Source organism: Paraburkholderia silviterrae (assembly GCF_004353915.1).
Lineage (GTDB): Bacteria > Pseudomonadota > Gammaproteobacteria > Burkholderiales > Burkholderiaceae > Paraburkholderia > Paraburkholderia silviterrae.
The window spans coordinates 1-20,276 of sequence record NZ_SMRP01000046.1 but is presented as its reverse complement, the minus strand read 5'-3'; the positions used below and the strand labels follow the sequence as shown (position 1 = coordinate 20,276).

The following is a 20,276-nucleotide window of genomic DNA, read 5'->3' as shown; positions in this document are numbered from 1 at the left end:
TCGGCTCAAGGCGCTCAGCTACCGTTCACTTGCCGTTGTGCGGCGCCTGGATCATCTTCCAGCCATTGCCGGCCGGGTCGCGGAAGCCGGCATCGACGCTGCCATAGCGGTCGACCGGCTCTTGCGTGAATTCCACGCCCTTCGCCTTGAGCGCGGCATAGCTCGCGCGGCAGTCGGCCACGGAAAGCACGAGCGGCGGCATGGCCCCCTTGGCGACCATGGCCCGCAGGGTTTGCGCGGTCGCTTCGTCGTGAACGGGCGGCCCGGGCGCGAACAGACCGAGCTGGAACGACGGCTGGTCGGGATGCTGGACCGTGAGCCAGCGGTAAGTGCCGTTGCGCACGTCCGTGTGGACGCGGAATCCGAGTTTGTCGACATAAAACGCGAGCGCTGCATCCTGATCGTCGACGTACAGGCCCACTACATTGATACCGTTGTTCATTTGACCTCCTTGGTTGATGGCCGCACTGTATCGTGGGCCACCCGGCGGCGCTTCTCCAAAACTGCCATCGTGAGGTCGGGGCGCTGCGCGGCCTTCAGGACGCAGGCCGGCACGCGCTCGAGCTCGAGCTCGGACATGCTCGCGCGCGCCTCGCGGCGCATGGCGCTCGGGCTCATGCCGGTGATGTCGCGAAAGATGCGCCCGAACGTGCCCAGACTCTCCCAGCCGGTAGCGAATGCGATATCCGTGATGCCGAGCTCCGTGTCGCGCAGCAGCGTGGTCGCTTGCTCGATGCGCCGGGTCAGCAGGTAGCGGTGCGGCGGCACGCCGAAGGCCCGCTTGAAGGAACGTGCGAAATGCGCCTCGGAAACGCCGCTGACTTCGGCGAGACGCTTGACGGGCCAGGCTTCGTGCGAGGCGGCGTCCATGCGGTCTCGCGCGCGCAGGAGGCGGCGCAGCAGGGCCGGGTCTTGCAGTGCGTCGGCGCTGTGTGGCGCGGGTGACGAGCCAGGCGGCTCTTTGCGATGATCGTTGCGTGAGGGCATGAGTTCCGCTGCGGTGGCAAGGTGCGCGTAGTTTAGGCTCGAAATCGCGATTGCCGACGTGGCAGCGCCGCTTCCCCATCATGTCTGTGCCGTGTGCCGGGCCATGCTCGTCGTGCTCTGGAGCATGTCTATCGTCCTGCCGCGCCCGTTGCGCAGGATGACGCGCCTGGCAACACCCGAGATACGCAGCTAAGATCGAAAGCTTTCGCACCCTGCCCGTCCTCCATGCATACGGACATGTCATCGCCGCGCTCGTCCTCTCCAGGCCGCGCTCTTGAAGTGCTGCTGGTCTTTCTCAGGCTCGGGGTGACGAGCTTTGGCGGCCCGATTGCGCATCTTGGCTACTTCCGCCGCGAGTTCGTCGAGCGCCGCCGCTGGCTCGACGACGAGGCCTTCACCGATCTGGTCGGGCTGTGCCAATTCCTGCCAGGGCCCGCCAGCAGCCAGACCGGCTTTTCGATCGGCCTGCTGCGGGCCGGCTGGGCCGGCGGGCTCGCCGCCTGGTGCGGCTTCACGCTGCCCTCGGTGTTCGCGATGCTGGTCTTCGCAGCCATCGCGCCGGATCTGGGCGGGCCGGTCGGCGCAGGGGTGGTGCATGGCCTGAAGCTCGTCGCGGTGGCCGTGGTGGCCCAGGCCGTCTGGGACATGGCGCGGCGTCTGTGCCCCGACCGTCGCCGCGCCGCAATCGCGCTGGCCTCCGTCGCCTTGCTGAGCCTGCTGAGCTCGGCATACACGCAGCTCATTGCAATCGCTGCGGGCGCCCTGCTCGGTCTCGCGCTGTGCCGCACGAAAACCGGGGGCGACGAGCGCGCCGTGCCCGGGCATTCCGGTGCGTTTCCCGTGTCGCGCAAGGCGGGCATTGCCGCGTTGGCCGTTTTTTGCGTGCTGCTGTTCGGACTGCCGCTGCTTGGCGCGGCCGCGCAAGGGGTGCGTGTGTTCGAGGCGTTCTATCGCTCCGGCGCGCTCGTGTTCGGCGGCGGACACGTGGTGCTTCCCTTGCTCCAGCATGCGACTGTCGCAACCGGCTGGGTCGCGCCCAACGACTTTCTTGCCGGCTACGGCGCGGCGCAGGCCGTGCCGGGGCCGCTCTTCACGTTTGCAGCTTTTCTCGGCTGGATGATGGCGAGCCCGCCCAACCACTGGAGCGGCGCGCTGCTCGCCACCGTGGGGATCTTTCTGCCGGGCCTGCTGCTCGTGCTGGCCGCGCTGCCGTGGTGGCACGCTTTGCGCAGCCGGCCGGCCATGTCGGCGGCCCTTGCCGGTGTCAACGCCGCCGTCGTCGGCTTGCTGGCCGCCGCGCTCTACTCGCCGGTGTGGACGAGCGCAGTCCAGACGCAAGCCGATTTCGCCATCGCGTGCATCGGCTTCTTGCTGTTGATCCGCTGGAAAATGCCGCCGCTTGTGGTGGTGGGTTTCTGCATCGCGACCGGGATCGCGCAAACCGTGCTGCGGTAAACGTTTGCTATCCATCGCAAGATCGAGCAAGGCTGAACGTTACGCCGTGCGCGGCCGGGCGTACTTGCCCTAATTGCTTCGGTTTGGCCGGCTGTGCCGAAATGCGCATACGGAACGTCGCAAACGGTCAAGACGGATCGATATTGGCTTCATATAGTCGCCTCCTGCGATTGCCGCGGCGTTCCTCATTCGGAGCGGTTCGATCGATACCACGCCTACTTTGCCGACAAAGGAAACAACATGCGCTTTGCGAAGACTCTCACCCCTGTCGCAGTTGCAGTTGGAGCACTTCTCGCTGTTGCGCCGCTCGCCTCCCACGCGGATACCGTCGTAAAAATCGGCTTTGCCGCGCCGCTCACCGGACCCAACGCCAATTACGGCAAGGACCTGGAGAACGGCGTCAAGATGGCCCTCGACGACGCCAAGGCACAAGGCGTCAAAATCAACGGCCAGCCCGTCTCGTTCGAGCTCGTTGCCGAAGACGATCAGGCCGACCCGCGCGTCGGCGTGCAAGTCGCGCAAAAGCTCGTGGACGAAGGCGTGTCGATCGTCGTCGGCCACTTCAACTCGGGCACGACCATCCCCGCTTCCGAGCTCTACGAAAAGGCGAGCCTGCCCGACATCGATCCGGCCGCCACGAACCCGGTTATCAGCGGCCGTGGCTTCAAGAACATCTTCATGGTGATCTCGAGCGACGCGCAAAACGCGGGCACCGCGGGCGCCTACGCGGTCACGACGACGAAGGCCAAGCGCATCGCCGTCATCGACGACCGCACGGCGTTCGGCCAGGGCGAAGCCGACGAGTTCGTGAAGGCGGTCAAAGCGCACGGCGGCGACATCATCGATCGCGAATACACGACTAACCAGGCGACGGACTTCAAGACCCAGCTCACGACCATCAAGAGCAAGAACCCCGATCTGATTTTCGTGGGCGCCCTCAACCCGCAGGCCGCCGGCATCATGAAGCAGATGAGCCAGCTCGGCATCAAGGCGCAGTACGTGGGCGGCGGCGGCGTGAAGGACGTGGACTTCATCAAGCTCGCGGGTGACGTGTCCGAAGGCGCGATGGCATGGGAATATGGCCGTCCGCTCGACAGCACGCCGGTAGGCTCGAAGTTCGCCGAGCGCTTCAAGCAGAAGTTCGGCGATGACGTGCTCTCGTACGCGCCGTTCGGCTACGACGCGGCATGGGCCGCCATCAAGGCAATGCAGGCAGCCAATTCGACGAAGCCCGACGACTATCGCGCGAAACTGCAAGGCATTGGCTTTGACGGCATCACCGGCCATATCTCGTTCAACGCGAACGGGTCGCTGAAGAACGGCTCGTCCACCGTCTATCAGGTGAAGAACGGCCAGTGGGTCACGGTGAAGACGGTAAGCGGACTCTAATCGCTCATGCAGGCCCGCCTCTTCCCGGCGGGCCGTGCACCGCTCTCATCATCATGCCCGATGCGAGGTAGTTCGTCCGCTAGCGGTGAAACCTGCGCGATCACTGAGGTTGCGCGGGCACCAGACCGTACCTGGACATGACCGCGCCAAGCATGGCGCGATCGGCGCCGTTGCCTGCATTGATAATTTCCGCGACGTCGAGGAAATACTGCGCCCCAATGTCGGGGGTCAGGACGACAAGGGCACGGGCCACGTCACCGTGAGGATTGCTGAACTGATGGACCGATCCCTTTGGGGTGTGCAGCCAGTCGCCGGGCGACAGGTCCCGGATGACACCATCGACGCCATACCGAAGCACCCCCTCCAGCACATAGACGCACTCTTCGTTGCGTGTGTGACTATGGGGCGGCGGGACACGCGAGCCCGGCGGAACCGTCAACTCGAATACGCCCATACCGCCTGTAGCAGATCCGTCGATCAGATACCGGACGGTCAATAGCCCAAGTTTGATTGGCTCGCTCGAGCCTTCGTTTTCGACAGTCATTGCCGTCTCCCCGACGTGGAAAATTTGCTCACCGTCGCATCAGTGTAGGTCAGGGAGGCCCGGTAAGGGACGCCCGGTCAGGGACGCTCGGAGTCGCGACACATCCCGTGACTGCGTGGCAAGACTCACCGGAGCTTCCAGAGCCCGAAAACGGCAATCAGCAAACCCAGGCCAAACACACCGCCAATCAACACGTACGTTTCCATTTCGTTTCCTGAATACCGTGGTGCTGCCGATTCTGCCGACCGCGTACAGGCGACGCCAGGCGCAACGCGCATCAGTCAGACGCCGCATACTACCGCCTCCACCTTTCAGGGCCCATGCGCGCTGCGTGGCATGCTGCATTGGCCCGCAACGCGCGCAATGCCCGCACGACGATATTCACGGCACAAGCGTCGCGCCATACTCCCCGCACTCGACTCCCAGGAAGATTGCGCGGCATCTGATGACCGATTCATTCGGGTGAAAATATTCCGTAAGGAATCTGACGCTCAGCATTCATGCGTCGATGCTCTAATCGCACTGCCGCGTGGCCCCCTCCCAGTTGGCACAAGCACGTGATGCGAATCTGATCATCGCCACGCCTCGGCTCCGCGGTTAATCCGGCAAAACGAATTCAACCAGGAGCCCGATATGCAATGGCGTCACGTAGCACTTGGATCGCTCACCGCCGCAGCATTCGCATCGACAGTTGCATGGAGTGCTGGCGACGACCACGACCAGAATCATCCAGGCGAAGCTCGCACGGCCACGCCGATCAAGCATCTGGTCGTGATCTACGGCGAGAACGTCTCGTTCGATCATTACTTCGCCACTTATCCGCATGCGACCAACCCGTCAGGTGAGCCGGCATTCAACGCGCAGCCGGGCACGCCCGAGGTGAACGGCCTTTCGGGCACGCTGCTCTCCAGCAACCCGAACACGAATCCGGCCAACGGCGCTGGCGCGTCCAATCCCTTCCGTCTCGACCGCACGCAGGCCGCCACGGCCGACCAGAACCACGCTTACACGGCTGAGCAGCAGGCGTATGACGACGGCAAGGCCGACCTTTTCCCGAAGTACACGGGCAAGGGCACGAGCGGCGGGGCCGGCGCCTTCGGCACGACGGGCCAGGTGATGGGCTATTACGACGGCAACACGGTCACCGCGCTGTGGAACTACGCACAGCGCTTCGCGATGAGCGATAACGCCTATACGTCGACCTACGGACCGTCGACGCCGGGTGCGCTCGAAGTGGTCTCCGGGCAAACCAACGGCATGACGGTTGTGCTGCCATCGCCGCCGCCTTCGACTCCGGCCTCGTACTACGTGAAAGACGGCCAGGGCGGGTACACGATGATCAACGACGCCGACCCGGGCAACGACGTCTGCTCGAGCAAGACCAGTACCGCGATGATGACCGGCCAGAATATCGGCGACCTGCTGAACGCGCGCAACATTACGTGGGGCGGCTTCATGGGCGGCTTCAATCTCGCCACGAAGAACAGCAATGGCACGACAGGGTGCCAGCGCAGCACGGTGTCGCCAGTCGTCGGTTCGGCCACGGCCGACTATATTCCGCACCACAACTGGTTCCAGTACTACGCGTCGACGTCGAATCCGAACCATTTGCGCCCGAGCTCGCGAGAGGCGATCGGGCACACGATGGAACGGCATGGCCACACGCCCGACCCGGCCAATCACGAATACGACACCGACGACTTCTTCGACGCAGTGAGCGCAGGCAATTTCCCCGCGGTGAGCTTCCTGAAGGCCCCGGCCTACCAGGATGGCCACGCGGGCTATTCGGATCCGCTCGACGAGCAGGCTTTCGTCACGAAGGTTGTGAACTTCCTGCAGGAGCAGAAGGACTGGAATGACACCGCCGTGGTCGTGGCATGGGATGACTCCGACGGCTGGTACGACCACGCTTACGCGCAGCCGACCAGTGCTTCGTTCGACCCGGTTGCCGACCAGTTGAATGGTCCCGGAACCTGCGGCACGGGCTCGGCGCCCAATGGCCTGAACGGCAAGCCTGTGAATGGCCGCTGCGGTCCGGGCACGCGCATTCCGTTTGTCGTGATCTCGCCGTGGGCGAAGGAGAACTACGTCGACCACACGCTGATCGACCAGGCATCGGTGGTGCGCTTTATCGAAGACAACTGGCTTGATGGAAAGCGTATTGGCGGCGGTTCATTCGACGCGACGGCGGGCAGCATCATGGGCATGTTCGATTTCAACCGCCGCGGCGAAGGCCGCTATGAACACAAGCTCTTCCTCGACCCGCAGACGGGCCTGGTTCTCGACAAGGCCCCGAAGAGCTGACGCCAGAGCGCGACGGACCATTGCGGCATGACTGACGTGCGCCCTTGCCCTGTTGCTGGTGCAGCAGGGCGGGCGCACGGCTTTATTCGAGCGCGCGCCGGATGGCGCAGGGAGTAGATTGGCGCGTCCCGGGTGTCTCAGTGCAGCGGTTCGATCTTGAAATCATCGACCGCCAGGCCAAGGTCCACGCCTTCACCGCTGCCGCTCAACGCCATCGACGTCGTTCCCTTGGTCAGCACCTGGGCAGTACCGCCGTTCCCCGCCCCGGCCGATGCGCCGGCTTGCGCATAACTGCCGTACACCTCCTTGATGCTGTAGACATGGGTGATATCGCCGTGGCCGCTGACGCGGAACCTGCCGGCTGTCAGGCCGCCGCCGTGCACGCTGATCTTGACAGCGGCCTTTTGCCCGTTGCTGCAAGTGACTTTGCCGCGCCCTTCGGCATGCTGATAAATCGCCGACCATCCGGACATGCTGAAGGTCAGACGGCATTTCACCGGCGCGCCGCCTGCCTGAGCCGGGGTGGCGCTCAAGCCCGCCAGGGCGCCCACGCACAGTAACGTGGCGGCGGTCGATACAAGGGTAGGCTTGCTCATAGGGACTCCACGCACATGAAGAGAGGGCGTCCAGTGTAACTGCCGTTCGCGGTTTGCCGGGTCAGTGACGCTCAAATCCCCAGATCAGGGCTGACGCTTACCGCGGCCACCAGCGGGTTTGCCAGCCGGCTTGCGTGAACCCGCCACCGGCTTGCTGGCGGGTTTGCTGCGTGGCTTTTGCATGCTGAATGGGCTGCCGCTAATCAAGCTTGTGTCTTTACCCGCGGCCACCGCGTGCTGCGCCGCAGGCTTGCGTTTGTTTTCGCCATTTTGCGAGTGCGGTTTTTTGCCGGGCACCTGCATGGCGCCAGGCGCCGTTTGCGGCACTTTGGGCTTCTTGGGCTTTTTGGGCTTCTTGATGATCTGGCCCGTTGCGCTGGTCTCCGGCACGCGGTGTTCGGCTTCGAAACCCGGCTCTTCTTCACGGGGCAGTGTTTGCCGGATCAGCGCTTCAATTGCGGCTAGTTGCGGCGCTTCATCGGCACACACGAGGGACACCGCCACGCCGCTGGCGCCCGCGCGGCCGGTACGGCCAATACGGTGCACATAGTCTTGCGCCACGATCGGCAGATCCACGTTGATCACCAGCGGCAGGTCGTCGATATCCAGCCCACGTGCCGCCACATCGGTGGCTACCAGCATCTGGACTTCACCCGTCTTGAAGCGCTCCAGCGCACGCAGGCGCGCGGGTTGCGGTTTGTCGCCGTGGATGGTGTCGACCGCATAGCCCGCGTCATCCAGCATGGTCGCCAGGTAATCCACGCCAATGCGGGTTTTGACGAACACCAGCGCGTGCTCCCAGTTGTTCTCTGCCACAAGATGCATGAAGAGGTCGGGCTTGTTCCTTTTATCCACCGTCACCACCCACTGCTTGATCTTGCTGGCCGTGGCATTGGGCGGGCTGACGCTGATATTGACCGGGTCGCGCAGAATGCTCGCCGCCATGGCGCGGATTTCATCGGTAAACGTGGCAGAGAACAGCAGAGTCTGGCGCTGAGCGGGCAAGGCAGCAAAGACGGCGTTGAGTTCGCGCGCAAAGCCCAGATCCAGCATGCGGTCGGCCTCATCCAGCACCAGCGTTTGTACTTGATCGAACTGAACAGCGTTCTGGCGATTGAGATCCAGCAAACGGCCCGGCGTGGCAACGAGCACGTCCACGCCTTTGCGCAACTTCATCATCTGCGGGTTGATGCTCACACCGCCGTAGGCGGCCAGAAATCGCAAGTCGAGGCCTTTGCCGTAAGCGATAAAGCTTTGCAGCACTTGTTCGGCCAGTTCACGCGTAGGCACCAGCACCAGAACACGCGCGCGATTGCTGGATACCGCCGGGCCGTGTTGCACCAACCGTTGCAACAGCGGAAGCGCAAAACCCGCCGTTTTGCCAGTGCCGGTCTGTGCCGCAGCCATGACGTCCTTGCCACTGAGCACCGCAGGAACCGCCTTGGCCTGCACCGGCGTAGGTGTCTGGTAATTGAGGTCCTGCACATTACGCAGCAAGGGATCAATCAGGCCAAGCGAGGCAAAAGACATGGACGTATTCCGGGCTAAAACCACGATTCTAGCGGTTGCCGCGCTGATTGCACCGCGCAGACCATGGTTGCCGGCGCGACACGGCCATTGGGCTTCTGCCAATCGACCTGCGGCTGCATGGATCGAGAACCCGTCGGGCGGAACGGCTCACAGAATAGGGTAATCCCCGAGCTTCTTTTAGGACGCTCGCCTTATTCATGCGCGTTTGGTTGGCGAATACAGTCATCAATGCCGGCGTGCCGCGTTGGCAATTTCAATGCACCACGTGCGTGCAACGCGCAATAGGAGGTCGTCGTGAAATCGGTAATCCTTGCAGTCACCGCCGCATCCGCCCTCGCCGTATCGCTCGCGGCAGTCGCCCAGTCGGACACGCAGGCGCCCGTCACACGCGCCCAGGTGCGTGCCGAACTCCAGCAACTCGAGCAGGCCGGCTACACCCCCTCCAGGGGCGAGGACGTCAACTACCCGCAAGACGTTCAGGCAGCAGAAGCGCGCGTGGCGGCCCATAACGGCTCAACCGGGTACGGCGGCGTAGTGAGCGGGTCATCGGCATCGGGTTCGCCGGCGACCGCCTCCCCCTCTTCCCCCGACAGTCAGCCATACGATTACTGACCACCCCAGCCAAATCGTGAAAGACGGGGTCCATCCGGTTGTTAGCGGCCCCGTCGCTGGCGGCGATGATGCAATCAGCCAGCGGCGCTCTCTGGCCCCGCAAGATGTCACGTCAGCTGCGCGACCGCCTAGTCGACCACGCTTGCCCAATCCCCACGCGCTCGTGCAGGAGATCTAGCCTGGTATCCAGGCAATGTTGAGCGAACGTGCATGCGCCGACAACAGTGAGTTGCTCTGCTTGCGCTCAATTCTGAGCCATTGCCGTCCTACACTGTATCCACTAGATCCGCAAAAGAATGCGCGCGGAACACTCCCTGGAGACAAGGTTATGAAACTCGTTCAGCTCATCGTTGCCGCATCCATTTTGATCCCGGCTGTTTCTTCATTCGCTCAATCGACGCCGGTGGCTGTCAATGAAGACGTAAGGTCGCAACTCGTTCAAGAAGAGACGACGTACCGATCTTTGGATGCCAGCGACAAGCAGCCGGCTTCAATCAATAACGTCAATCGGAATGGAGAGCGGAGCCGTCAGACAGCGGAAGTCAACTTGGGTCGTTACTCGCTATCCGTCGTCCGTCCTTCGTTTTGATATTGCCGACGATTATCACGGATGCCGCACAAGAAAACGCCACCCCGAAAGGTGGCGTTTCTCGCACGCGCATGACGCTCAAGCCAGCATAACCGCCTCGTCCGCTTTCGCCTCGCTCACCCGCGCCGCATCCGCAGCGAGCCTGCGATAACGCGCCAGCGCCCAAAGCGGGAAATACGCCGTATACCCGTGATACTTCAGATAGTAGATACGCGGAAAACCTGGCGCATTGTGCGAGCGATGCCACCAGAAACCCTCGCCGTCCTGCACCGAAAGCAGATACGCAATGCCACGCCGCACCGATTCCGACTCGTAGTCGCCGAACGCCATCTGCGCGAGCAGCGCCCACGCCGTGAAATTCGAGGTGCTCTCGCCGCCATTCGTGCCCGCGAGGCGCGGGTCGATGTAGCTGTCGTTGGTCTCGCCCCAGCCGCCGTCCGCGTGCTGGCGCGACCTGAGCCAGGCGAGCGCACGCGCGATATACGGCTGCGACGGGTCCTCGCCCGCCAGCGCGAGGCCCGCCAGCACGCTCCACGTACCGTAGATGTAGTTCGTGCCCCAGCGGCCCCACCAACTGCCATCGGCCTGCTGTGTCGCCTTGATGTACTCGATGGTGCGCACGAGCGCGGCCTTGTCTTCCTCGCGGCCCGTCACGCCGAAGCACAACAGCACGCGGCCCGACACGTCCTCGGTGGGCGGATCGAGCAGCGCGCCGTGGTCCGCGAACGGAATCGCATTCAGATAAAGGCGATCGCAATCGGCATCGAACGCCGCGAAGCCGCCGTTGCGCGACTGCAGCCCGCGAATCCAGTCGAGCGCACGCGTCACGCGCGCGGCATACGGGTCCGTGCCCGTCGTGCGCTTGAGCGAACGCCCCCGGCGATGCAGCATCGCGGCCACGACCGCGCTGTCGTCGATATCGGGGTAATAGGGGTTCGCGTACTGGAACGCCCAGCCGCCCGGCGGCACGTCGGGGCTCACGTTCTCGATCCAGTCGCCCTTGAGGTCGTCCACCTGGCGCGTCGCGAGCCAGTCGTAGGCGCGCGCGATCTTCTGCTGCAGTTCCGCGTTGGGCGTCGATTCGGTGCCCGGCGTATCGACGCCCAACATCTCGGGCACCGCAACCGCCTGTTCGAGCGCCATCGTGCTCCACGCGGTGTCCCATACCGGCGACAGGCACGGCTGGCAGTACATGCTGCCGTCGGGGCGCTCGACGAGCAGTTTCTCCAGCGCATTCTCGCAATCGCGCCGCAGCGGATGATTCTCGTGATAGCCGAGCACTTCCATCATCTGATAGCTGTAGACGATCGGCGGGAAGATGCCGCCCATGCCGTCTTCGCCGTTCATGCGCTCGGCGCACCAGGCTTCCGCGTGCTTCATCGCACGCGCGCGCAAGGCCCGCGGAATCAGCGGCTCGAGGTGGCGAACCGTGCGGTCCAGCGCAAGAAAAAGCTTGCGCACGCCCTTGCCGCGCGGGAAATATTCGCGCTCCTCCTGGGCCGGCGTGACGAACAACTCGGCGATCGACACGTTGTGCGGATTGCGCGCCTGCGCCTTGAGCGAACAGAGCGCGAGCAGCGGCACCATGGTCGTGCGTGCCCAGTAGGCGACCTTGTACATCGAGATCGGCACCCACTTGGGGAACAGCACGAACTCGATGGGCATGAAGGGGGTCGCGCGCCACGGCACCTGGCCGAAAGTGGCCAGCAGGATGCGCGTGAAGACATTGGACTTCGCCGCGCCGCCGAGCTTCAGGATGGCTTCGCGCGCGCGCACCATATGTGGCGCGCTTTGCGCGTCGCCCGCCGCCTTGAGCGCGAAATAGGCCTTCACGCTCGCCGAGACGTCGGGTGCGCCGTCCACGTAGAGATCCCACGCGCCATGCGTTTCGAGGCGCTGGATCGCGCGCAGATAGCGCGCCATTTTCTCCTGACGCACCGTGTCGATCTTGCCCATGAAATGCATCATGAGGATGTATTCGGCGGTGATCGTCGCGTCCGATTCGAGCTCGAAACACCAGCTCCCGTCGGGCTGTTGCCGGCGCGCGAGCGCATCGCGCCCCCGGACAATGGCGGCATCGAGCAGCGCCGCGCGTTGCAAGTTGGTTGGCAGGTCGGAATTCTTCATGGCGCGAATAATACCATCCAGACGGAATGTTTTGCATTGACGCCTGCGGTGGTAAGATCAAGCCATGAAGAATCCCCCCGTCAAAGCCTCAGCCGGCGCCGCAGGACATGCCCCAGGCGGCGCTGCGAGTCCGGCGCGGCAGCCTGCGCCACACGTCGCGCAGGCGCCCGAAGAGGCAGAGCAGCCGCACGCACGCAGCGCCGCGCCCGCTCGGCATCCCGAGGCAAAATCTGCTGAACCGCCCGGCGCCCCCACTTCGGGCTCGCGCCGCAAGAAAGCACCAGTGCAAGTGCGCGCCCAGTTGCTGCAAGCCGCCTCCGATATCGCCACCGACCACAGTGTGCAGGCGGTGACGCTCGACGCCGTCGCGGAACGCGCCGGCGTGACCAAGGGCGCGCTCCAGTATCACTTCGCCAACAAGCAAGGACTCCTTGACGCCCTCTTCGAGCAGACGCTGGCGCACTTCGAATCGCAGATAGAAGCGCGGATCGCGGCGGATCGCGAGGACCCGCGCGGCGCCAATGCGCGTGCGTATCTGCACGCGACCATCGACGAAACAAACCCCGCCGCGAGCACCAATGTGCTGCGCGTGCTGGTGGCCGCGATGATGACCGACCCCGAGATACGCGAGCGCTATTCCGCGCCCATGCGCAAATGGACGCGCCCCGATCCGTTGCCGCTCGAACAGGCGGCGCGACTCATGATCTGCCGGCTCGCGGCCGACGGCCTGTGGATCTCGGACCTGCTCGGCTATCAGGACATGTCGCCGGAAATGCGCGATGAGGTCGTGCGCCAGATCGAGCGGATGACGGCTCTCGAGCGATGAGGCCCCCTGCTGAAGGCCAACACCTCAAATTAGACCTGGCGTGCCGCTCAATCCGCCCTTCGTGTCCGGCGAAGTGATTTGCCCAGAATGCGCGCGCAAGACAAGCACTAACGCAAATCAACGACATCGAGCTTTCCGATGCTGCCCGCAAGACGCAACCGTGCTGCATGCCAGTCGGCCAGTGCCTGCACACGCTGGTGCTTCGCGTTTGCGAGTCCACTCTGGGCGTTGAGCAACTCGAGCACACTGCCGACACCTGCCTGATACCGTCGTTCAGCCGCCGTAAAGGACTGCTCAGCAATTTCCAGCAGAGTTTCGCTGTCGCCAACCGCCGCAGTCGATGTTCGCACGGCTTGATAGCTGTTCCAGACCTCCAATGCGACGTGCTGGCGCGCGTCGTCAAGCGCGTCCACCTGCCGTTCCAGCTGGGCTTCGCCCTGGTTCACCTGATACAAACGGCCGAAACCTTCGAAAATCGGAATGGTCAGTTGTACTCCGATGTACCATTCATGGCCCGTTGCCGGGAATGTGGGGATGCCCAGTCCCAGGCTGGCCGGCTGGTTATTCTGGAGATACTTCGACACAAGGCTTAGCGTTGGCAGCCCCTGCGCGCGCGTCTGGTCCACTTTCGCCGCCGCCGCGTCAACCTGAGCCTGTGTTGAGAGCACTTCGGGATGCGTGCGACGTGCTTCAACCATTAGCTCGCTGACCGACTGCGCAAAATTCGCGTCGGGATGTGCGCCCTCCGCAACTGCCGGCAGATCGAGTACCAGGTCGGGCGAGAGGTCCATGTCGGCCGCCAGGGTGCCCTGCGCGGTCTGCCACTCTCCTTCTGCCCGATTGCGTGCGAGCACCGCCTGGCCCCAGGCGGTCTTCGCCTGCAAGGCATCCGAGATCGGCGCGATGCCTTTGTCCACGCGCGATTGCGCAACCAGGGCGCTTCGCGCGCTCATCTGCTCAACCTCCCCTGCCACCGCAAGCTGGCTCTGCGCTGCCTGCGCGGCGGAGTAGTCTTTTGCCACGGTCACGAACAGCGCCTGAATGGCGGCGTCCTGCGCCGATTGCGCTGCAGCGAGCAGCGCGTTCGCGTTGCGCAGGGCTGCTGAGCGCGCCCCGAAATCGTAGAGCGTCCAGGAGAGCGACACGCTTTCGGAATGGACACTTGAACGGGAATCCGATCCCAGTTGCGGATGGCCGCTCACATCGGTTGACGAGTCGTCGCGCACGACCTGCGCATTGCCCGTCAGGGTCGGCAGATAGGCGGCTCGCGCCGCCCCGACACCGGCCGCCTGCGCCTTCGCGTCGGCCCACGCCTCGCGTGTGCGCGGATTGCTGCACAGCGCGCGCTGGACCGCTTCGGCCAACGTCAGGGGTTGGCCAGGGGCACCGAAGACACAACCAGCCGGGTCGGGCACGATGCTGCCCGCTGACGTTGCCGGTATGGCGGCCTGTGTACGCAGCGGATCGAATGCCTGGGCGACTGTAACGTGACAAAGCACCGTGGCAGCGAGCAGCAGCATCGCCTGTCTAGCGTTCACGCAAACTCTCTCCGCCGGTCCGCCGCAAGGGGTCGAGGAAATAGCCAATCACGCTGCGTTTGCCCGTGCGGATATCCGCCGTCACGGCCATGCCCGGCGTGAGCGCAATCCAGTTGTCGTCTACGCGGATACGGCTTGCGGCCACGCGTATGCGCACCGGGAACGTCAGACCCTGCTTCTTGTCCTGCACAGCATCGTTCGATATTGACGTCACGGTGCCGTCCAGGTAGCCGTAGCGCGTGTACGGAAACGCTTCGACCTTGACAGCGACCCGCTGCCCCACGGACACGAACCCCACGTCGCGGTTCTGCAACTGCGCCTCGACTTCGAGCGAGTCCTCCGGAACGATCTCCATGAGCGACTGTGCGGTCGTGACCACACCGCCGCTCGTATGGATCGACAACTGCTGCACCGTGCCCGCCACCGGCGCCGTCAGGCTCAGGAGCGCCTGACGCGTTTGCGCCTTGGTCTCGTCGTCGCGGCTGCGCGTGGAGAGCTGGCCATTCTTCTCCAGCTCGTCCAGTTGATCGCGCCGGAACTTCGACACTGCCGACGCAATGTCGGCCCGCTGTTCGGCAACGGCCGCCGCCAGCTCACGCGCGTGAGCGCGTTGCGCAGCGAGTTCGTGCTCCTGATTGACGGCGGCCTGTTCCTTGTCGAGCCAGTCGTTGCGCGCAACATACTGATCGGCTACGAGCGCGCTGTAGCTATCGGCCTGCTGGCGCGCGAGCGGCGCCGTCGCCACGAGCTTCGCAATCTCCGCACGGGTGCTGTCAAGTTCGGCCTCCCGCTTTAGCAGTTCAGCGCGTGCGCTGTCGATCTGGTCACCGTACTCGCGCCATGCCCCATCGGCGAGGCGCTGGCTTTCCTCCATGCGCTGGGGCGATGCGCCACCGACCTGCGCCACGAGCGGGGGCCGATTCGTGGCCAGCGCGTCAAGCAGTGCCTGTGCACGGGCCCCGGCCAACTCGGCGTCCAGTCTCGAGTTGTGCGCGGCGTCCGCATCGGCTGCTGCCTGCCGCGTGTCGAGCCGCACGAGCAGCTGTCCCGCCTGGACGTGCTCTCCATCACGTACCAGCACCTCACGCACGACGCCCGTCATGGCAGGCTGGATGACCTTGACGCGTTCGCCAGGCACGAATCGCCCCGACGCGGTCACGACGATATCGAGCCGCCCAAGCGCGCCGATCAGCAGGATTGCCAGTGCGAGCAGTGCAAGGACGCGCATTGTCCGACGCGGCGCCGGATGAACGGGTGTTTCGAGCAGCTCCAACTGCGCCGGCTGAAAAGCCAGTTCATCCGAGTCCCTCTCTGGTCCCGCCAGCGTGTGTCGTATGTCCCAGATAGCACGGCACATCGTCCAGTATCGTCGGAGCAGATCGCCGAGGGCATCCAGTCTCGGCGAGATCATGTTGCAGCCCCACCCTGTAGCGAAACCATGTTCGCGTAGTAGCCGCCTCTTGCAATCAGTTCGTCGTGCGTACCGTATTCGGTGATACGCCCGCGATCCATTGCGACGATCCGGTCGGCGCGGCGCACGGCGCTGAGGCGATGCGCCACCACCATGACGGTACGGCCCGCGCAGATCGCGCGCATATTGGCTTCTATGGTCCGCTCGGTCTCGACATCCAGCGCGCTGGTCGCCTCGTCGAAAACGAGAATGCGAGGATTGGAGAGCAGCGCGCGGGCGATCGCGATGCGCTGGCGCTGGCCTCCAGAAAGGCTCGCGCCATGCTCTCCGACGACTGTGTCATAAGCCTGAGGCAGCTCGCAGATAAACTCGTGCGCACCGGCAAGCGCTGCGGCCCGCATGACCGTCTCTAGCGGCGCACCGGGATCCGCCAATGCGATGTTCTCGCGCACCGAACGGTTAAAGAGCAGGTTTTCCTGGAGTACGACGCCAATCTGGCGGCGCAGCCATGCCGGATCAGCCAGTGCCAGATCCACACCATCGAGCCGAACCGTGCCCTGCTCCGGCAGATAGAGACGCTGCAGAAGGCGCGTAAGCGTACTCTTGCCCGAGCCCGAACGTCCCACCACGCCGACGACCTGGCCGGGCCGAATATCGAGCGATACGCCGTCGAGGACGGCAGGACCATCGGGCCGGTAACGGAACCGGATATTCTCGAAGCGGACATGGCCGCGCAAAGCCGGCAGCGTCTGCCGGCTTTGCGGAATTTCGGTACGTGTGTTGAGAATGTCGCCAAGACGCCGCATGGAAATTCCGACCTGCTGGAAGTCCTGCCAGAGCTGCGCGAGGCGCAGGACGGGCGCGGCAACGCGCTGGGACATCATGTTGAATGCGATGAGGCCTCCAACGGTAAGGCGCCCGTCGATGACGAGCTTCGCCCCAAAGAACAGTGTCGCGACGGTCACGAGCTTGCCGATCGCCTGTATCAATTGCTGGCCGATGTTGCCGAGTTGCGTAACTCGAAAGCCTGCCGCCACATACGCCGCGAGCTGTGTCTCCCAGCGGCGGATAAACTGCGGCTCGACGGCCATTGACTTGACCGTTTCCACGCCCGAGACCGCCTCCACGAGAAACGACTGGTTGTCCGCACCACGGGCGAACTTCTCGTTCAGGCACTCACGTAGCACAGGCACGAGCAGGATCGAGACGAGCGCGTAGAGCGGCAACGATGCAAGCACGAGCACGGTGAGCCAGACGCTGTAGAAACACATGACGACGATAAAGACGACGGAGAACACGATATCGATAATCGCCGTCAGCGCCTGCCCGGTCAGGAAATTGCGGATATTTTCCAGTTCGCGCACGCGCGCAACCGTGTCGCCCACGCGACGTGCGCCGAAATACGCAAGTGGCAGTGCGAACAGATGCCGGAAGAGGCGCGCACCCAGTTCCACGTCGATCCGGTTGGTGGTATGTGCGAGAACATAGTTGCGCAAACCGGTGAGCACGCCCTCGAATACCGAACTCACGAGCAACGCGATGCACACGACGTTGAGCGTGCTGAACGTGCGATTGACCAGAACCTTATCCATCACCACCTGAAACATCAGGGGCGAGGCAAGGCCGAAAAACTGCAGAATCAAGGAAACACCCAACACCTCCAGCAGGAGCCGCCGGTATTTGACGATGGCAGGAATGAACCAGGTGAAATCGAAACGCGCCAGTTCGCCGGTAATCGAGGCCTTCGAAGCGAAGAAGATCAGCTTGCCAGTCGAACGCGCGACGACCATATCGAGCGGCAACACGCTGGGCGTGGCGGCATCCGCTTCCATCACTAGCGCATTCTTTTGGTCGCATCGCGCAAGCACGAAATGCTGGCCGTTCTTGTCCAGCACGAGCGCGGGCAACGGAGCATGAGAGAGGCGTTCAGGCCGAAGGGGAACCGTGCGGGCTTTCAGCCCCAGCGAGCGCGCGGATAGAACCAGGGTGTCGGCATCGAAAGGATGGCTGTCCAGCCCCGATGCGTGGCGCAACTGCGCGCTGTCGGCAGCGATGCCGTGAAAGCGTGCGATGACAACAAGTGCAGCCAGGCCCGGATCGCTTGCACGCGCATCCGGATTCGATTCGGGAGCATTCATAGGGCGGCGGAACTTGCGCACACAGGCAACCCGCGAATCTCGTCGCGAATCGCCTGTGCAACGTGGATGATTCGATCAGTGCGCGCTGGCGGCCAGAAGCACGTGCGGGTCGTTCTGCGCAGGCGCGGCAAGCACAGAACTCGCCGACGTTGCTGCACCAAATGAAGCCATCGCCGCCACGAGATTCTGTGCCCTTGTCTGGTCAGTACCGGCCAACGTTTCGCCCACGGCCGCCCCACCGGTGAAGTTCAGGTTGACCCCAGCCATGTCACCGGTCTTGCCGTTGGCCCAGGTGAACGCGCTGTCGACCACGATCTCATTGCCGTTGTTGTTGCGGTCGACCTCCGTACCGCCAAGCCCCAACGATGCGATTCCGAGCTGATCCAGACTGTAGAGCTGGCCGCTCTGGAACTGCCCCGTGCCCGTGGTATCGACCCAGACCTTGAGATCGCTCCAAAGCGCATCTGACGCGCTTAGCGTGCTGCCCGCCGAGCCGTCCACATGCTGCGCGAGCGCCTTCAGGGCACTCATGCCGTCGACCAGCTGATTGTCCTGACTGATGATCGCCTTGTTACCGGCGTCGTTCGGATCGTAGACGAGGTAGCCCTCGCCGGCAGTGCCCCAACCGGTCTGGATTTTCTGGCCGTCATTACGCATATCGAAGGACGCCGGTGAATTCGCGAGCGAAGTCGTCTGCACTTTGCCGCCATTCAGGTTCAGTATGACCGGATCGTCGTTGTAGCAATCGCCGCCCCAGTCGTCCGACATTTCGTCGTAGCCATCCGAATAGCCGCTGTCGCCGAAATCGCTGAAACCCGTATTGCCCGAATACCAGTTGCCGTTATTGAAGTAATCCAGCTCGGCGCCGGTTGCACTATTGAAGATGCCACCGCCTGTCTGCGCGCCCGTCAACGCATTGAAGGTCTCGATTTCGTTGAAGTAATTGCCGCCATTGGAAAATTCTTCCTCGTACGCGTAGGGATTCGTTCCGTTCCACAGCGTCACCGAATTCAGCGCACCTGTGGATGCGTTGAACTTCTCGTCCTGCGTCTCGATACCACCGCCATTGAACGCGATGACGTCCGTTGCATAATTCCCCGAAGACTGGTTGAACTTCTCGTCCAGCGTTTCGTAATCGTTCCCGGCCGTTCCCTGGAACTGCTGATATTCGGTTTCGTGACCAGAGGGATTGAACATCGTGTTGGATGTCTCAGTACCGGTCGTCGTACTGAATGTCATCTCGCCGGTTTCGTAATCGTTGTTCGCGACACCCGAAAAATTGATGACGTCGGTTTGCCTGCCTGCCGCGCTATAGTCCAGCTCCGACGTTTCCCAGCCGGTCGTGGTGCTGAAGTTGATGCGGTTCGTCTCGTAGTCGTTGGTCAACGTGCCGACATAGTTCAGCACGTCGGTTTCCCTGCCTGCCGGGTTGTAGTCCAGCTCCTCAGTTTCGCCGCCGGTCGAGACGTTGAAGTTGATGCGGTTTGTCTCGTAGTCGTTGGTCAACGTGCCGACATAGTTCTGCACGTCAGTTTCGTTGCCTGCGGGGTTGTAGTCGAGCTCCGAGGTTTCGCCGCCGGTCGAGACGTTGAAGTTGATGCGGTTTGTCTCGTAGTCGTTGGTCGACGTGCCGACATAGTTCTGCACGTCGGTTTCCTTGCCTGCGGGGTTGTAGTCCAGCTCCGACGTTTCGCCACCGGTCGCGACGTTGAAGTTGATGCGGTTCGTCTCGTAGTCGTTGGTCGACGTGCCGACATAGTTCTGCACGTCGGTTTCGTTGCCCGCCGGGTTGTAGTCCAGCTCCGAGGTTTCGCCGCCGGTCGAGACGTTGAAGTTGATGCGGTTTGTCTCGTAGTCGTTGGTCGACGTGCCGACATAGTTCTGCACGTCGGTTTCCCTGCCTGCCGGGTTGTAGTCCAGCTCCGAGGTTTCGCCACCGGTCGAGACGTTGAAGTTGATCCGGTTTGTCTCGTAGTCGTTGGTCGACGTGCCGACATAGTTCTGCACGTCGGTTTCCCTGCCTGCCGGGTTGTAGTCGAGCTCCGAGGTCTCGCCACCGGTCGCGACGTTGAAGTTGATGCGGTTTGTCTCGTAGTCGTTGGTCAACGTGCCGACATAGTTCTGCACGTCGGTTTCCCTGCCTGCCGGGTTGTAGTCCAGCTCAGAGGTCTCGCCGCCGGTCGAGACGTTGAAGTTGATGCGGTTTGTCTCGTAGTCGTTGGTCGACGTG

Annotated in this window: 15 protein-coding genes and 1 pseudogene; 6 read left to right on the top strand and 10 right to left on the bottom strand. The window is 63.2% G+C overall.

What is annotated here, in order from left to right:
* Window positions 1-25 precede the first annotated feature (25 nt).
* A complete protein-coding gene (locus EYW47_RS38175; protein ID WP_133199985.1) occupies window positions 26-442 on the bottom strand; it encodes a VOC family protein in 417 nt (138 codons plus the stop codon).
* Complete coding sequence (locus tag EYW47_RS38170) at window positions 439-987, bottom strand: helix-turn-helix domain-containing protein (RefSeq protein ID WP_133199984.1); 549 nt, start codon at window positions 985-987, stop codon at window positions 439-441. Before EYW47_RS38170 ends, EYW47_RS38175 begins: the two co-directional genes overlap by 4 nt.
* Before the next feature lie 225 nt (window positions 988-1,212).
* On the opposite strand from EYW47_RS38170, the gene chrA reads away from it, so the two are divergent.
* Together chrA and EYW47_RS38160 are read left to right on the top strand one after the other, a co-directional pair.
* Window positions 1,213-2,442, top strand: coding sequence for a chromate efflux transporter (chrA, locus tag EYW47_RS38165; protein WP_133199983.1), 1,230 nt, complete (start codon window positions 1,213-1,215; stop codon window positions 2,440-2,442).
* Between the two features lie 240 nt (window positions 2,443-2,682).
* A complete protein-coding gene (locus EYW47_RS38160) occupies window positions 2,683-3,831 on the top strand; it encodes a branched-chain amino acid ABC transporter substrate-binding protein (protein WP_133199982.1) in 1,149 nt (382 codons plus the stop codon).
* A 100-nt stretch (window positions 3,832-3,931) separates the two neighbouring features.
* Here EYW47_RS38160 and EYW47_RS38155 read toward each other — a convergent pair whose 3' ends face one another.
* Window positions 3,932-4,375, bottom strand: a complete 444-nt coding sequence (locus tag EYW47_RS38155) for a cupin domain-containing protein (RefSeq protein ID WP_133199981.1) — start codon at window positions 4,373-4,375, stop codon at window positions 3,932-3,934.
* A gap of 633 nt (window positions 4,376-5,008) precedes the next feature.
* Between EYW47_RS38155 and EYW47_RS38150 the strand changes: the two genes are divergently transcribed.
* Window positions 5,009-6,679 carry a phospholipase C gene (locus EYW47_RS38150; RefSeq protein WP_133199980.1) on the top strand — a complete coding sequence of 557 codons (1,671 nt, stop codon included), beginning with the start codon at window positions 5,009-5,011 and terminating at the stop codon, window positions 6,677-6,679.
* Window positions 6,680-6,816: 137 nt separating this feature from the next.
* Here EYW47_RS38150 and EYW47_RS38145 read toward each other — a convergent pair whose 3' ends face one another.
* Together EYW47_RS38145 and EYW47_RS38140 are read right to left on the bottom strand one after the other, a co-directional pair.
* Window positions 6,817-7,275, bottom strand: a complete 459-nt coding sequence (locus EYW47_RS38145) for a hypothetical protein (protein WP_133199979.1) — start codon at window positions 7,273-7,275, stop codon at window positions 6,817-6,819.
* An 84-nt stretch (window positions 7,276-7,359) separates the two neighbouring features.
* Window positions 7,360-8,805, bottom strand: a complete 1,446-nt coding sequence (locus tag EYW47_RS38140; RefSeq protein ID WP_133199978.1) for a DEAD/DEAH box helicase — start codon at window positions 8,803-8,805, stop codon at window positions 7,360-7,362.
* A 294-nt stretch (window positions 8,806-9,099) separates the two neighbouring features.
* On the opposite strand from EYW47_RS38140, the gene EYW47_RS38135 reads away from it, so the two are divergent.
* A complete protein-coding gene (locus EYW47_RS38135; RefSeq protein ID WP_133199977.1) occupies window positions 9,100-9,417 on the top strand; it encodes a DUF4148 domain-containing protein in 318 nt (105 codons plus the stop codon).
* 328 nt (window positions 9,418-9,745) lie between these two features.
* Window positions 9,746-10,006 (top strand): hypothetical protein, encoded by a 261-nt coding sequence (locus EYW47_RS38130; protein ID WP_133199976.1) that lies wholly within the window; start codon window positions 9,746-9,748, stop codon window positions 10,004-10,006.
* Window positions 10,007-10,084: 78 nt separating this feature from the next.
* Here EYW47_RS38130 and shc read toward each other — a convergent pair whose 3' ends face one another.
* A complete protein-coding gene (gene shc / locus EYW47_RS38125; protein WP_133199975.1) occupies window positions 10,085-12,133 on the bottom strand; it encodes a squalene--hopene cyclase in 2,049 nt (682 codons plus the stop codon).
* Window positions 12,134-12,197: 64 nt separating this feature from the next.
* Between shc and EYW47_RS38120 the strand changes: the two genes are divergently transcribed.
* Window positions 12,198-12,959 carry a TetR/AcrR family transcriptional regulator gene (locus EYW47_RS38120; protein WP_133199974.1) on the top strand — a complete coding sequence of 254 codons (762 nt, stop codon included), beginning with the start codon at window positions 12,198-12,200 and terminating at the stop codon, window positions 12,957-12,959.
* A gap of 107 nt (window positions 12,960-13,066) precedes the next feature.
* Here EYW47_RS38120 and EYW47_RS38115 read toward each other — a convergent pair whose 3' ends face one another.
* The 4 genes and pseudogenes from EYW47_RS38115 to EYW47_RS41215 all read right to left on the bottom strand — a co-directional run.
* Window positions 13,067-14,497, bottom strand: a complete 1,431-nt coding sequence (locus tag EYW47_RS38115) for a TolC family protein (RefSeq protein ID WP_133199973.1) — start codon at window positions 14,495-14,497, stop codon at window positions 13,067-13,069.
* Window positions 14,487-15,725, bottom strand: coding sequence for an HlyD family type I secretion periplasmic adaptor subunit (locus EYW47_RS38110; RefSeq protein ID WP_338117864.1), 1,239 nt, complete (start codon window positions 15,723-15,725; stop codon window positions 14,487-14,489). Before EYW47_RS38110 ends, EYW47_RS38115 begins: the two co-directional genes overlap by 11 nt.
* A 179-nt stretch (window positions 15,726-15,904) precedes the next feature.
* Window positions 15,905-18,046 (bottom strand): type I secretion system permease/ATPase, encoded by a 2,142-nt coding sequence (locus EYW47_RS38105; RefSeq protein WP_133199972.1) that lies wholly within the window; start codon window positions 18,044-18,046, stop codon window positions 15,905-15,907.
* A gap of 75 nt (window positions 18,047-18,121) precedes the next feature.
* Window positions 18,122-20,276, bottom strand: a pseudogene (locus EYW47_RS41215) (hypothetical protein); the annotation flags it as partial.

Bases quoted from the DNA above. Each gene is read 5' to 3' on its own strand.
- EYW47_RS38175 (WP_133199985.1), bottom strand. From the start codon at position 442: ATGAACAACGGTATCAATGTAGTGGGCCTGTACGTCGACGATCAGGAT.
- EYW47_RS38170 (WP_133199984.1), bottom strand. From the start codon at position 987: ATGCCCTCACGCAACGATCATCGCAAAGAGCCGCCTGGCTCGTCACCC.
- chrA (WP_133199983.1), top strand. From the start codon at position 1,213: ATGCATACGGACATGTCATCGCCGCGCTCGTCCTCTCCAGGCCGCGCT.
- EYW47_RS38160 (WP_133199982.1), top strand. From the start codon at position 2,683: ATGCGCTTTGCGAAGACTCTCACCCCTGTCGCAGTTGCAGTTGGAGCA.
- EYW47_RS38155 (WP_133199981.1), bottom strand. From the start codon at position 4,375: ATGACTGTCGAAAACGAAGGCTCGAGCGAGCCAATCAAACTTGGGCTA.
- EYW47_RS38150 (WP_133199980.1), top strand. From the start codon at position 5,009: ATGCAATGGCGTCACGTAGCACTTGGATCGCTCACCGCCGCAGCATTC.
- EYW47_RS38145 (WP_133199979.1), bottom strand. From the start codon at position 7,275: ATGAGCAAGCCTACCCTTGTATCGACCGCCGCCACGTTACTGTGCGTG.
- EYW47_RS38140 (WP_133199978.1), bottom strand. From the start codon at position 8,805: ATGTCTTTTGCCTCGCTTGGCCTGATTGATCCCTTGCTGCGTAATGTG.
- EYW47_RS38130 (WP_133199976.1), top strand. From the start codon at position 9,746: ATGAAACTCGTTCAGCTCATCGTTGCCGCATCCATTTTGATCCCGGCT.
- shc (WP_133199975.1), bottom strand. From the start codon at position 12,133: ATGAAGAATTCCGACCTGCCAACCAACTTGCAACGCGCGGCGCTGCTC.
- EYW47_RS38120 (WP_133199974.1), top strand. From the start codon at position 12,198: ATGAAGAATCCCCCCGTCAAAGCCTCAGCCGGCGCCGCAGGACATGCC.
- EYW47_RS38110 (WP_338117864.1), bottom strand. From the start codon at position 15,725: ATGCGCGTCCTTGCACTGCTCGCACTGGCAATCCTGCTGATCGGCGCG.
- EYW47_RS38105 (WP_133199972.1), bottom strand. From the start codon at position 18,046: ATGAATGCTCCCGAATCGAATCCGGATGCGCGTGCAAGCGATCCGGGC.